Genomic DNA, 14,309 nt, shown 5'->3' with positions numbered 1-14,309 from the left:
CCATATATATTTTGCAAAACGATCTTTAAATATTTCTCCGACTCATCCGCAAAAACACCGTATCTGCTCTTCAATGAAATATGGGACGTGTTAAAGCTCTTGTATAGCTCGTCATATTCTTGATAATTGTGAATTAAAATTTGATAATGATCATCATCATCTTTTGTCACAATCATTTGTTCATTTCGATAAATAAGCGTGTTCCCTAATTGATTCAAAAAAGCAATGGCAAAATAGCTTGGTTTTTTAATGCCTTCAACCGTCATTAAACCAAACCCTCCGTGGAACATCTCCGCAGGCAGAATATGCTCGTCCAATATATCGGATAACGTCCAAAACCCCATAATGTTAACATGATCCATCGAGTTAATGACATTTTTTACGATGAAGGAAGCCATAAACACCGTATCATGCAACAAATCTCTGACGTCCGAAGACGAGTTCCATTCCGTGATGACCGTTCTTCCCTGTTTCACATTAGGCGTATTGCTCATCATTTGATGTATTGTCTTTACTGTAGATACAATATAATTAGAATCCGCATAAGAGTATAGTCCTTTTCGATCTGCCGTCCACAAGTTGAAATATGTGGCCTCCAAATTCCATTCGATCGGGTAGATGTGATAAGTAAAGCTGTCCAAGATGATGTTGTTCTCCTCAATAAAGGTTAAAGCTTTTTTCGTCCAATCGGTATTCAGAACGGACCAGCTTGTCCCGCTAAAGCCGCTTACCTTAAAATCATTGTCTATTTTTTTGATTGCCCGATAAGTCTTCAGGAAAAATTGCAAATACTGCTCTTGTGTCCCATGCCAATAAAATCCTTCCAAATCAGGTYCATTCCATATTTCGAAATCCCAGCTTTTCACCACTTGTATTCCATATCGATTAACCAAATGGCGAATGAACCGTTCTATTAGCTCAATCCAATCTTTTATATCTTTTGCCTGCGTCGTATTGGCCTTCCATCTAAACATCGTCTCGTTCCCCGAAGCCAAGTCATTGGGCATAAAACCAAGCTCGATAAAAGGGATTATTTGCTGCTCCACAAAAAAGTCGAATATTTTATCAATATATCTAAACTGAATGGTTTTGATTCCGTCTTCCTCATGATAAACCATTAAATCGTCGGAAAAAATGCCATGAAATCTTACCCGATTCAAACCTGCTTCTTTTTTGGCCTGAATTAACTGTTCCTGTATGCTTACATCCAGTAATTCCTTTGCTCTTCCTACACCAATCATTCGAGTTACCGCCGAATCATAGGACGAGATGCTTTTCCCTGCATCAATACATAATTCGTTATAGCTCGATGAATAAACAGAGTCTTCTCTAGGATGATCGATAATGGCCTCTGGTCTAAAAAGGTTATTCAACGAGTCCTCTTTCATCAAATTGATATAGTTGTATAACGAATTTGTAATATCTTCTTCTTTTAGGGTCTGTCCTTGTTTATTGACGCTTCGATATTGGTTGGGCGTCATGCCAAATTGCTTTTTAAACCGTTCGTTAAACGAACTCGTGGAGCTAAATCCTCTTTCAAACAGGATATCGCTAATTTTTTTATCCGTTGTAGCCAGATCGGAACAAACAAGCTGCAATCGATATTCCATGATATACGTCATAATATTGATTCCCAAACTTTTTTTGAAAAACTTCGACATATAGCTTGGACTCATCTTGAATTCGTCAGCAATGTCTTCCAATGTTAACGGCTCGGCGATGTTATTATTAATAAAGAGCAGTATACTCAATATTTTTTCTTTCGAAGAAAGCAAGCCTTCTTGTTCATCTTTGTCTATAGAAAACCGGTGTTGAACCAAATTTAATATTTCTAAAACCTTTACCTTCCGAAGGATGTTTTTGTTTTCCTTCTTTTTAATATCCAACAGGGCCAGTTCGGATAAATACTTTTTCAATAGGGCAATATCATTGGCCGAAGTGTGATGAAACAAGCCAAAAGTCAGCGAATCAAAATGTTCGATTTCGCTTCTTAAAAAGTCCTCGCGTATTTGAAGAGCATATATAATGTTGTTGTGGGAGAGCGACTTAATCGCGTGCCGATAACAACTGTTAACGAGAAATACATCCCCTTCAGCGAGCACGATGTCCTTTTTCTCTACTTCTAATTGGACAGAGCCTTTAATGACAAAAATAATTTCCAAAAAATCATGCCAATGATAGGGAACGATTTTCACTTCATGAATTAGTATTCTATAAGGTAGCCTGTGGTTTTTAGGTATCTCAATACTTTCGTATTGCATGCTCCATTCCTCCTTGTTATCAAAGCCAGTATTCGCATGCTTTTATTGTTTTAAACATGAAAAGAAGGTTATCATCCATATTAGAACATGCGAAGTTGATTTTGAAGTGCTTTCGGAGAAATAAACCGGGACTGCTGGAACAACAAGGCTTCAAGGTAACTATATCTGCGAGGGGAGTCGACCCCCTGTCCGAAGATAACGCAACACAGGCTTCTACTGGTGTAGTCACAGTTTTGATGTCACCTAAGGTTGCTACTGAACATAAATAATTTACAATAATTTTTTATAAATCAAGCAGGAAAGGAAAACATAATAAAAGAAAGAAGTAAGGAAATCAAATCGTAGGAAGAAAATCATGGGGAGATTAGTTCATTTCGAGATTCATGTAGATGACATGGAGCGTGCCAAGAAGTTTTATGGAGAGATATTTGGATGGACATTCGAGGATTGGAGTACTTATGCTGGAATGCCCTATTTTGGAGCTGTGACGGGCAACGTAAATGAACCTGGAATCAACGGGGCTTTGATGCAACGTCAAGGTACCTCCCCAGAACCAGGTCAAGCTATGAATGGTTATGCATGTACAATGGGAGTGGAGGACTACGATTCTACTGAAGAAAAAATTGTGAGCCTTGGAGGCAAGATTGCATTACCAAAATTCGCACTGCCAGGAATGGCGTGGCAAGGGTATTACATTGACACTGAAGGAAATGTATTTGGCATTCATCAGCCAGATGAGAACGCAAAATAATATTTTTCATTGCATATACAAAAGCCCGACCTAACGCGGTCGGGCTTTTGTATGATGGAGGCAAGGGACTTTGAACCCCTATCCGAAGATAACGCCACATATGCTTCTACGAGTGTAGTCACAGGTTTTGATGTCACCCGAGTATCGACCCGTAAAGAACTTCAGCTTCAGCGGGGTAAACTTCATCATATTATCTATACTAGTCTCAGATACATATCAAATGTTTGTTCCAGAATCTCGGTAACCAATGAGACAAACATCGTATTATCGCCGCTCGTATGAGCATGATCCAATGCCGTATAATACTCACTTCGATTCTCTTTTTGAATGACAATGGGAGGATAGCCGTTTTTCATTAATTCAAAATTCAGCAACAAACAGCACCTTAACCTAATAAGGTCAAGATGCTGAGATAGATGTCCCTCATGATTGCCAATGGAAGGTATGAAAACGAGGCTGTYTCWMAAGTGATTSAATCACTTGAGAGACAGCCTCGTTTTCGTTGATTATTCTATTCTAACGAAGATATTGTTACTCCAAAATCTCACTCTGATTGCGCCATTTTAGTTCCATTCTTCGTGTTACTATCTGCTTCATCCTCTTCAATCAACACCTTCGTTCCAGAACGAAACTCACTAATCGTTCTACCAAACGCTCTCCCTAGCTCTGGAAGCTTATTTGGACCAAACAGCAGCAATGCAACCAGTACCAGTAATATAATACCTGTCGTACCTAAACCACCAATCATAACTTACTTATCTCCCCTCTGCAGTGCAGTTTCCAGAGCAAACCGCTCTATCGCCTCCACAACTCCTTGACCATAAGATTTTTGACAGATATAATCAGCAGCTTCCTTCAATCCCTCTCGTCCATTGGCAACAGCAACTCCAACAGCCGATGCTGAATACATAGGTAAGTCATTCATTTCATTACCAATCGTCATGATATTCTCTCGGCTAACGCCAAGTAACTCTGCTACAGTAGCAACCGCGCTTCCTTTACTGCAGGATTTATCTACAATTTCAAGATAGTTATATTCCGATTGAAAAGCCCCAAAATGATCACTTAGTGTACTCTGATAGTTCATCCATAAAAATAATGATCGCCCAATATCACCTATTAGAATAACCTTTTCTGCTTGCTTCTCTACCCATTCCATCCCCTCTAAGGAGATTACGGTACAAGATATCTTTTCCTTTTGCTCGTAAACTTTTGCGTCAGCTGTATGTTCAAATATAAATACATCAGAATGGCAGAAGAGAAGTATAGTCAGCTCTTGGTTATATGCCTCAATAAGCAAATTGCTAAGCTTTGCTAAAGAAAAACAATGCCGTTCCACAATATGACCATCCTTGGCAATGACCGCTCCATTACAAAGAATAACGGGAAGCTCGATATTTAGCGTTTGAAGTATTGGTAAGGCTGTAATTAGTGGTCTTCCTGTCGCAATTGTAAATTGACCACCTGAGGCTCGAAACCTTTCAATAGTATCGAGTACCTCCTGCTCTAGTTCGTTCCTCTCAGACAACAGTGTACCATCAAGATCACTTACAATTAATTTAATACTACTCATCAAGATATAATCCCAGCATTTAATTTATTCTTTACAAGGTTCATGGACTGCTTCAGCTGCTCAAGACTTGTTCCTGGGGCATATTCAAGAATGGGTAGACAACCGTTCACTTCACGTAGCTCTGCAAAGATAGGCTCCCAATCAATATTGCCGCTACCAATTGGTAAATGACGATCACCATCTGCAAAATTATCGTGTAAATGAATAGAGCAAAGACGATTTTTTGTCGCTCTAATTAGCTCAGGGATATCCCAGCCATTCAGATGAGCATGGCCCGTATCAATCAAATATGCTGCATTTGCATCCAAACCCGCAACAAATTGTACGTATTCCTTCTGTGTAAATAATGAGCTGCCATTATATCCTACATTCTCAATTGCTAATCTTATGCCAAGCGGTTCTGCTATCTTACATAATAATGAGACAAGCTCATATGCTCGTTCCTTTGCAAGCTCCTTATCAAAGCCTGGTGAATAACAAAAACCAGGATGAATGACAACATGCTTTCCTCCAATCGCATACGCGAACTCAATAGATCTACAATATTCCACATAGGTTGCTTCACGAATACTTTTATTCTCACTTGATAGATTCGTATCCCAAGCAGGTGGATGAACACTGAATTTCAATCCAGATTGGCGTAAATAAGGCGCATACTTAGCATAACTCTGTATCGTATCGTCCCAAGCTTTACCGTCAACTAGCAACTCCACATAATTCACTTCAATTTCTTTTAGTGCTTCTATTTTCGTTTCGAGATTCTCGGAAAGTAATATTAAATCTGATATACAAATGGTGTCATTTGACATAAAATCAACTCCTATAGGTTATATACTAGTAAATATTTCATTTAGCCTTCTGTGTAAACTGGAGTACCGCTATCGCTTACCGTTACTCGATATCTGTTACCATTTGGACTATGCATGTAAATTCCTTCAAAATTAGTACTTCCCTCGATATTTACTCGTCCACTCTTACCCTCAAGTCTATTGTCTGCAACCTGAACATTGGTGCAGGTACTCGTAACTTGAATACCATATTGGTTTTTATTACCGACCGCCGCAGCAATAACTTCATTTCCAGCTATTCTTCCCTCACTCGCAGCACTACTCACAGCAATTCCCTGCCTTGAATTATCACTTTCTATTCCTGCTGCTTCAATCATATTGTCATTAACCTGAAAATGCTTCACTGCTCTTAAGTTGATAGCCGATCGCCCGCATTGCTTAAGAGTATTGTCTGTAATTCTAATATTTGCGGTATGACCAAAGCCGGCATACTCGGTATCAGGCTCCTCGATAAAGATTCCTTCTACCGCAATATTGGACATATGATTTCCGGTAATGGTAACTCCGGTTCCATAGGCAAGATAGACTCCACGATATACATTACGGAACTGATTATTTAAGATCAGTGCATTATTTACCCATTTCAGCATAATACATGAGTTATTAGCAGAGATTGTATCAAAGATATTATCTGTAATACTTAAAGTTTCTACCTTAGCATAAACGCTATTGCTCTTCGGCCAACCAACGCAGTAAATATTATCCCCCGTCGTACCCTTGAACACATTACCGTGAATGATCACATTATGACTTGATTGTGGAAGCCCCGATTGCACCCCAGCGGCATCCTTGGTTGATTCTGTGTTGGCTGCAGGGTTAGATAGCATAACCCCCTTATGACAGTTAAAAAATGTATTATTCGCTACAATAAGGTCAGAAAATTTAAAGCTGCGAACCCCAGCAAAGGTCATACCATCAAATGTGTTCCCTTCTATCACAATATTCGAATTGTATAGATTATGAACGGCATAATGATTACCTACTCCTGCTGCCCATGGTCCTGTACCTGCTGTACCGCTCGCTCCAAAATAGCAGTTCATGATCCTTACATTACGAGAAGGCGTACCATCAAAGGATCCCATATCGTTAAAGCCTGTCTCTGTATGATTTGCGATTTGAATAGCTTCGGCATAGTTTCTTGATTGATCGATTGTTCCATCGCGATATCCTAGAAAGCGGCAATTTTCAATCAAGATGTCCTCACAAGCATTCATATCTATGGCATGCGCAGAGACCACATCTCTTACTTCTACATCTCTAAATACAACATTTCGAGCTCTTGCAAGTCCAAACCAGTTGAACATATCTGGATATTGATTGATATTCCCATCCCATACGCCACCCTCAACGATAAAATGGCCTTGTCCATCATAGCCTATATAATTTGCATTCCAGTCACCATTAATTAGGAAGGAACGATCATGACTACGTACCATTGTAGTACCTTGATCTAGCTTCAAGTGTGTTCTTGAATAGATTCGGAGTGTATCTGTAACTCGATAGGTTCCCTTTGGAATAAACACCATGGAAGCCTCACCCGTCTCTCCTGCAGCGAGTGTAAGAGCAGTTTGGATTGCATCAGTATCGTTATCAATACCATTGCCAACTGCCCCATAATCCTTCACATTATAGAAGGAGGTAGCTCTCACAGGGGGCGCAGTTGACTTTGTTTGTTCCACCGCTTCCGCTGCTGATGCTGTTGAATAAGTATTACTAATGAGAGTAGAGCCTGCTGCTATCGAAAGCATTGAAGCCCCCATAACTTTAAGCATTTTTCTTCTACTCATTGTTCCTTTTTCCATTGATCCATCAGACATTGTATCCCTCCTAAAAAGTATCATAGAAAAGGAGATGCTGAAAAAAGGTAGCCTAAAAAAACGTCTTGTTTTTTCGGCTAGGTTTTCTCATCATCTCCACCTGCTCTTGCCATCTATTCAGTTGATTCCTTTACCAAAAACTTGAATTACTTAATGAAACATAATCTGCTCCATGCTCAAACGCTAATTGTATTTCTTCTCTACTGCAAATTAAGCCGCCTACGATAAGCTTCTTGTCCCATTGGGATCGAATCTCTGTAATAATTCGTGGCATAAGGCCGGGCATAAGCTCAACCTCATCAGGCTTAGAACTATGGAACATTTTATGTGCCGTTTCAATTGCAGCCGTATCGATGGCAAATATACGTTGCGTAGTCCCAATACCAGCTTGCTTAGCCGATGCTATGGCATTACTTTTCGTAGAGACAATGCCATCAATCTTAAAGGCTTTGGCTAAGTATTGAACCCCACTACTGTCCTTACTAATTCCATTTACCATTTCAATATGAACATAGAGCTTCTTATCCACTGCATGCACACGTTCAACGATATATGCTAATTGCGAAATATCTCCTGTCATTAGATTGATACGCTCCACCTTACTGTTAAGTGCTGCTTCCATCTGATCTGGGCGTGTAACCGCAGCAATTAGAGGGTAATCAAGATGTTGTTTACTCATGCTATACTTCCTCTCATTATGGAGTTTCCCAAACGTAAACTAATGATTAATCTTTCTTACGCTTTAATGCCTGTCATGGCAATTCCCTCAATAATGTGCTTTTGAGCAATTAGATAGACAATCAAAACAGGAATAACTGAAATCATCGTACCTGCCATAACAAGTGACCAGTTTGTGCTATATTGACCCTTAAACGCATTAAGCAGTAGCGGCACAGTGAACAGTTTACGATCACTAAGATAGAGTAGCGGATAAAGAAACGCATTCCAATTGCTTAGAAAAGAGAAAATAGTTAGCGCAGCTAATGCAGGTTTTACAAGCGGCATCATGATTTGAGCGTAAATTCGCGGTGGAGAGGCACCGTCTACCATAGCTGCTTCCTCTAGCTCTGCAGGAATTCCCATCATAAACTGACGCATCATAAATACTCCAAATGCCCAGAAAATGGAGTTGGGTATAATCAACGCCCAATGTGTATCGAGCCATCCTAGCTTACTAATTATGAGATAAGTCGGAATCATTGTAACCTGATGCGGCACCATCAACATCGCTAAAATGACTATAAAGATAAACTCGCGTCCTCTAAACTGGATTCTAGCAAAGGCGTATGCTGCCAATGTACATGTCAAAAGCTGAATAACTACTATTGCAATGGTAATGTAGGTACTATTCCAATAGGCTAAGTCAAAGGGCATAGCAGTCAAGGAATCCCAATAATTTTTGAATAGCAGCTTCTCTGGTAATAGTACTGGCGGATATGCAAACATCTCTGCCATCGACTTAAATGAATTGCTTAAGGTCCATATAAATGGAAAGATCATAAGCAACGCACCTATTGCCATAACAACATGCAAGAATAGAGTGGGTAAGTTTCGAATAAGCCAATGCTTTTGGCTAGGCACAGCTGAGATATTCAGCTCATTTCGATTAAGATTCATAATGCACCCACCTTTTTGAAACAATAAATTGAATTAGTGTAATGATTAATATAACAGCAAACAGAATCATCGCAACTGCTGAAGCTCGTCCCATATTAAATTCAACAAACGCTTGATTATAGATGAGATAAACGAGAGTATAACTGCTCTTACCAGGACCGCCACCTGTCATAACATAGGGCTGATCGAATACCTGAATAGAATTAATAAGCGCTAAAATCGTGACAAATAGCGTTGTAGGTGATAATAGCGGTAACGTAACATGCCAAAACTGCTTAAATCCCGATGCTCCATCAATTTCGGCTGCTTCGTAGTAGCTCTTAGATATTCCCTGTAAACCTGCCAAAAAAATGATCATATCCTTGCCCAGCGTAGCCCAAATACCGACTAATGCGATGGAGGGAATGACCCAGCGCTCATCAATTAACCAACTTGGACCTTCAATGCCAATAGCAGATAATACATAATTGATAATGCCAAGTTCCCCGTTCAGCATCCATACCCAAATAACACCCATCGAAATTGTGCTTGTAATAACAGGCATAAAATAGAACACTCGATAGAAGGTCTTACCCTTCATGACATTAAGAGCAAGCGCAACAAGTAAGGCTGTTGTTACACCAATCCCTACGGTTAGTAGGGCGTAATAAGCCGTGTTACGCAAGGAACCCCACAGCTCATCATCCTTAAATAGACTGTAGTAGTTGTCAAAAGCGATAAAGTTATTACGTCCAAAGCCATCAAAATCTGTGAAGCTAATATATCCAGCCCAAATTAAGGGAATGATATGAAATACAATCAATCCGATAACCTGAGGGAGTATGAATAGATAGCCCCACATTTTTCTATTACGAAAATGCAAGTAATCTCCCCCTTGTAATCAGCGAGAAAGCAAGAAGGGGACAAGCCCCTTCCCTTCCATCTATTTCATCATTTCATTTACTTTTCCAGAAATAATTTCTATTGTTTCTGATACATTTTTCTTCCCTGTAAATAGCAGTTCGTATGCTGCTTTCATTTCTGCATCTAGACCAGAATAATTGTATTCGTTCATTTGCGGTCCACTCGGTGCAAATGAAATTGTACGCATATCAAGTAGATAGCTTGCATGAGCAGGTACCTTAGCTTCTTCTATTAGAGACTCTGCTCCATTTACTGAAGGCACGGCATTGCCACCTGCTAGACGAATTTTTTGACTTTCAGTAGAAACATAGTACGATAGGAATTTCATCGCTTCATTAGCATGCTTAGTTTTAGCATTAACCCCTAGAAATGCAATCGTTGTTGCAACTTCTTTAAGCTCATCACCTGTTTTCGTAGGGAATGGAATATAGTCGAAAGTAGTAAAGTTATTTTTGATAAAGGTTGGTGTTACCCAACGTCCAATGGCATTAAATGCAAGCTGATTAGACATCATCAATGATTCAGTAGATATACCCTCAGTCAATGTACCTGTAAAGATTGCAGCTTCGTCCTTAATTAAACTCTCAAGGAAAGTAAGTGCTTCCTGAGCTTCATTATTCTTATCCAGCACATAATTACCGTTATCATCAAACACACGACCACCGTTAGAGAAGATCCAGCTATGAACCGTTGCCCAGTATGTATCAAGTGTATAACCCTTCTTGCCTGATTCCACTACTTTCTTATTTAGCTCTTTAAACGTATCCCAGCTCCAGTTACCTTCATCGTAGTATTCCTGTGGAGATTTTAAGCCTAACTCCTCAAAAATAGCAGTATTATAGTAAAGCACCATTGGATTAACATCCACGGCTACGCCGTAAATTTTTTCATTAACCTTAGCACMACCCCAGAAGCCTTCTGGAAATTCTGTTTCTTTTACATAACTTTCTGTACTAGCTAAATAATCTGACACGTCCATTAGAGAATCACTATCTCGCATTTTAGCCAACGTCTCAGGTTTTATATAGAACACATCAGCTGCATTGTTACCTGCTAGCTCAGTCAGCATTTTTTGGTTATACTCTGCACGAGGGAAAGACTTTAGCTCAACATTGATACTTGGATTTAAACTTTCAAATGAGTCAATCGCCTTTTGATAGATCGCCAACTCCTCATCACTACCAAATGCCGCAAACGTTAAAGCAACTTCTTCATCTGGCTTTACTGTTTCCTTAGCATCCTGCTTCACATTACCACTAGCAGCATTGTTTGTTGTGTTGTTTTTTGCTGATCCGCACCCTGACACAATCAGCATAATTGTAATGAGTAGAAATAATCCTTTACTGAAACTTTTTTTCAACATAATCCTACCTCCAAGTTTTTTCTATGATGATAAAAGGAGACGACAAAAAGCCTAAATTCACAGCCCAAATTAGAATATCTAGAATATCTATTCTATAGACTGCGAATTTAGGGTTTTCTCATCATCTCCACCCAAGCTTCACTTGTCCGAACCTTATTCATCTAAAATTAGTATATATCCCAATCATCAGTGGATTGTTAGTGTGATGTTAAAGATTTGTAAATAAGGGATTATTCATGAGGATATATATAATTACACATGACTTATGCAGTTCGCTGAATTAATTGGGAATTGTGAGAATCTATGCTTGAATAAACGGGCCATAACGTCATGAGCAGTCTTTTCGGCCAAAGGGATGACATCATACTTGCAAAACGGCGTACTTCTGTCTCAAACTCAATATAGATTCGTTCAGTGCCCTTGTGGTTCCTTGTTCGAACCTGGCAACGAGTTTTGAAGAGTCCGCGAACCATTTCGCCGTGGGTGCAGCTCTCATCACTCGTTTTTTCTTTGTTTACTTGCCATAAAGCATAGGCTAGTAAAGAGGCTTCGCCTGAAGTCGCTGAACGAGCGGTACTATTCCAACAAGAACTCATGAAATATAGTAAAAGGGTGGGGGCTCTCTGCAATTCAGAGTTTATGGTTCAAAACATGAATCATGTGGCTGCACACAGTGGAATTATCGAAAAAGCTACTCATCTCTTCGGACAGGATAAGGAAATAGTCGGGAAATCATACAATCTACTAGACATTAACGGTAATGAGTTGATTCAATAACAAAAAGCTGATCCACATGTCATTATGGAATGACTTGTGGATCAGCCTCATTTGTTGTAATCCTACGAACCCGACGCCTCTCTACTCCGTATAAGCCAGCTTCGGATCAATGCCGATCGTGCTGCTTGCAGCGTCCCAAGTAACGCCGATATTGAACACTTTGGCGAGGTCTCTCAGCTTGAAGTAGTTATTTCCTCCGATATTGTACGCTTGAAGATGAGCTTCTTGCCCATCTACATATACTTTGGAGCTCGTTGGCTTAGCAGATTTGATAGCTGCTCCTGTTGCAGGCGCCAGCTCTCCGCTTACCGACGTATAAGCTGTGACGGATAGCAGATTGATCGCGTTTTTGGCGCTGTCGAAGCTTACTTCGAAGTTTTTCTCCGTACCGTTCACTGCCAATGCCAAATCACGCAGCTTGAAGTAGTTGCTGCCTCCGATATTGTAAGCCTCGAACGAAACCAGCTTGCCGTTTACTAATACTTTTGATGCAGTTAGCTTGGCCGATACAGGAGCAAGCAACGGGCTCTTAAGAATATAAAAAGTGCGTAATTCTCCATCGGATACAATCGCATAGCCGTTATCGAAACTGCCGCCTGAAAAACCACTCTTAAACTTCGTCATTTCTTTGCCAGTCAGATCAACATAACCCGACAAAGGGTAACCCTCTTTACTTAACTTCTCAACAAGTGCCAAACCTTCGCTGAAGCGTGTATAGATAGAGGAATACACTGGCTTAATGAGTTGTTTGCCCTTCTTGTCGATAAAGCCATATTTGCCGTCCACTTGAACAGCGGCAGCACCGTCGCTAAAGCTATATACATCCTCGTATTGCGGCTTAATGACTTCCTTGCCCGTTGTGTCAATAAAACCCCATACATCGTTTCTATACACCGGAGCCATACCTTCAGTTAACACGAATGCTTGATCATACATCGGAGCAACAACCTCTTTGCCCGTTGTATCGATATAACCCATCAAACGGCCCTTCATTACTGGCGCGAGGCCTTCGCTGAAGTTATAAGCACCATCATATTCAGCTTCAAACGCCTTCTTGCCCGTTGTGTCTATAAAATAGTATTTACCTTTTACAGCGACAGGCGCTAAGCCATTGCCAAAATTGTACGTGTCATCGAATTGAGCTGGAATAACGGTCTTGCCCGTTATATCAATAAATCCATACTTGTCATTCGATAAGAACCACATAAGGCCATCGCCGAATACACCACTGATACCTTCAAATTGCGGCTTAATGATTTCTTTACCCGTTTTATCGATTAATCCCCATTTTTCGTTGATCATTACAGTCGCGATTCCATCCTTGAAATCGCCAACCGTATCATACTTTGCAGGAATGACGACTTTGCCTGTCGTATCAATAAAGCCGTAAACCTCGTTGTCATTGTTGTCGTATTGTCCAAACCACGCTAATCCATCGTATAAATCCCCAACCACTTCGTACGGTAGATACTTACTCGTTTGGGCTGCTTGCGCAAACGGAACAACAGTAAACAATAAAACGATGCTTAACAATAAACCTAATACCTTTTTCATTTCCATTAACCCCTCTCCGTGTTGTTCTAGCGAACATTCATCCATTATATGTAATTTATTTAAAACAATATGGATTGGTTTACATATGTTATCGGCTAAATGTATGTAAATATTTACACACATGACTAATGCAGTTCGTGAGTTTTATTGGTAATTATGAGAATCTATGCTTGCAGAGCAGCCAGATTGTAATGAGAAGTTATTTGGGCCGACAGGCGGAAATCATTCTCGCTTAGCGAGTTTGCTGGTCTCTGGTTAGCTGTTAGTGACTGCTATGTTGGATTTCTGCAGGATAGATGGCCCTTAGTTGGACCGACGAGCTGCTATATTGGATTCTTGCATTAACTTCGCTCTTGAACGATTGGAACGAGGCTTCCCGAAGGAAAGTTAGAGCAATAATCCAACATAGGTTCTGAAAGCCCCCAAATGGGCAAAAGTTAATACAATTATCCAACGTAGAACCATGCTAGTCCAACAGTTTAGCTAGTCAGTTGTTAAAGATATGCAAGCTTCTGAATGTTTTCCAACAGATGGGACGAACTGCATAAGTCATGTAATTACACAACTATACATAAAAGATGGTCCTGTACATCCTTCGTCTGTATATTCATTTCTATGCGTCGTTTAAAAAGTTTAACTACTGTACTCCAAAAAATTCAAAGAGAACATTGAGCAAGTTATCAAATAATTTATATAGAACAAAACATAGAAAAACCCCGACATATTGCGGTCGGGGTTTACATGGTCGAGTCGAGGGGGATGTACCCCTCGTAAATAAATACAGAATATTTTTCATAACGGTATATAGTTGATCCAGATTGCTACCCGCCTACTAGAATTCTATT

At 40.0% G+C, this 14,309-nt stretch carries 12 protein-coding genes; 1 reads left to right on the top strand and 11 read right to left on the bottom strand.

Annotated elements, in window-relative coordinates; all coding sequences use genetic code 11:
• On the bottom strand, positions 1 to 2,261 hold a 2,261-nt coding region (locus AC1DWN_RS15830; protein ID WP_477559862.1), incomplete at its 3' end, for a GH39 family glycosyl hydrolase.
• 355 nt (positions 2,262 to 2,616) lie between these two features.
• Between AC1DWN_RS15830 and AC1DWN_RS15825 the strand changes: the two genes are divergently transcribed.
• On the top strand, positions 2,617 to 3,012 hold the full coding sequence (locus AC1DWN_RS15825) for a VOC family protein (RefSeq protein ID WP_477559861.1): 396 nt from the start codon (positions 2,617 to 2,619) through the stop codon (positions 3,010 to 3,012).
• Positions 3,013 to 3,206: 194 nt separating this feature from the next.
• On the opposite strand, the gene AC1DWN_RS15820 is transcribed toward AC1DWN_RS15825, so the two are convergent.
• The 10 genes from AC1DWN_RS15820 to AC1DWN_RS15775 form a co-directional block, all read right to left on the bottom strand.
• Positions 3,207 to 3,386 carry a hypothetical protein gene (locus AC1DWN_RS15820; protein ID WP_477559860.1) on the bottom strand — a complete coding sequence of 60 codons (180 nt, stop codon included), beginning with the start codon at positions 3,384 to 3,386 and terminating at the stop codon, positions 3,207 to 3,209.
• 170 nt (positions 3,387 to 3,556) lie between these two features.
• A complete protein-coding gene (tatA, locus tag AC1DWN_RS15815; protein WP_477559859.1) occupies positions 3,557 to 3,760 on the bottom strand; it encodes a twin-arginine translocase TatA/TatE family subunit in 204 nt (67 codons plus the stop codon).
• 3 nt (positions 3,761 to 3,763) lie between these two features.
• Entirely contained in the window at positions 3,764 to 4,585 is an 822-nt protein-coding gene (locus AC1DWN_RS15810) for a Cof-type HAD-IIB family hydrolase (protein ID WP_477559858.1), read from the bottom strand.
• Positions 4,585 to 5,394: a sugar phosphate isomerase/epimerase family protein gene (locus AC1DWN_RS15805; RefSeq protein ID WP_477559857.1), complete on the bottom strand. Its 810-nt coding sequence runs from the start codon at positions 5,392 to 5,394 to the stop codon at positions 4,585 to 4,587. The genes AC1DWN_RS15810 and AC1DWN_RS15805 overlap by 1 nt, the downstream gene beginning before the upstream one ends.
• 41 nt (positions 5,395 to 5,435) lie before the next feature.
• A complete protein-coding gene (locus tag AC1DWN_RS15800; protein WP_477559856.1) occupies positions 5,436 to 7,250 on the bottom strand; it encodes a right-handed parallel beta-helix repeat-containing protein in 1,815 nt (604 codons plus the stop codon).
• A 130-nt stretch (positions 7,251 to 7,380) separates the two neighbouring features.
• A complete protein-coding gene (locus AC1DWN_RS15795; protein WP_477559855.1) occupies positions 7,381 to 7,929 on the bottom strand; it encodes a glycerol-3-phosphate responsive antiterminator in 549 nt (182 codons plus the stop codon).
• A gap of 56 nt (positions 7,930 to 7,985) precedes the next feature.
• A complete protein-coding gene (locus AC1DWN_RS15790) occupies positions 7,986 to 8,867 on the bottom strand; it encodes a carbohydrate ABC transporter permease (protein ID WP_477559854.1) in 882 nt (293 codons plus the stop codon).
• Complete coding sequence (locus AC1DWN_RS15785; protein ID WP_477559863.1) at positions 8,857 to 9,708, bottom strand: carbohydrate ABC transporter permease; 852 nt, start codon at positions 9,706 to 9,708, stop codon at positions 8,857 to 8,859. Before AC1DWN_RS15785 ends, AC1DWN_RS15790 begins: the two co-directional genes overlap by 11 nt.
• Positions 9,709 to 9,789: 81 nt before the next feature.
• On the bottom strand, positions 9,790 to 11,133 hold the full coding sequence (locus AC1DWN_RS15780) for an ABC transporter substrate-binding protein (RefSeq protein WP_477559853.1): 1,344 nt from the start codon (positions 11,131 to 11,133) through the stop codon (positions 9,790 to 9,792).
• A gap of 858 nt (positions 11,134 to 11,991) precedes the next feature.
• Positions 11,992 to 13,464: a WG repeat-containing protein gene (locus AC1DWN_RS15775; protein ID WP_477559852.1), complete on the bottom strand. Its 1,473-nt coding sequence runs from the start codon at positions 13,462 to 13,464 to the stop codon at positions 11,992 to 11,994.
• Positions 13,465 to 14,309 lie beyond the last annotated feature (845 nt).

This window comes from Paenibacillus sp. P4_A7 (genome assembly GCF_056402455.1).
This window is presented reverse-complemented; position numbering and strand designations above follow the sequence as displayed.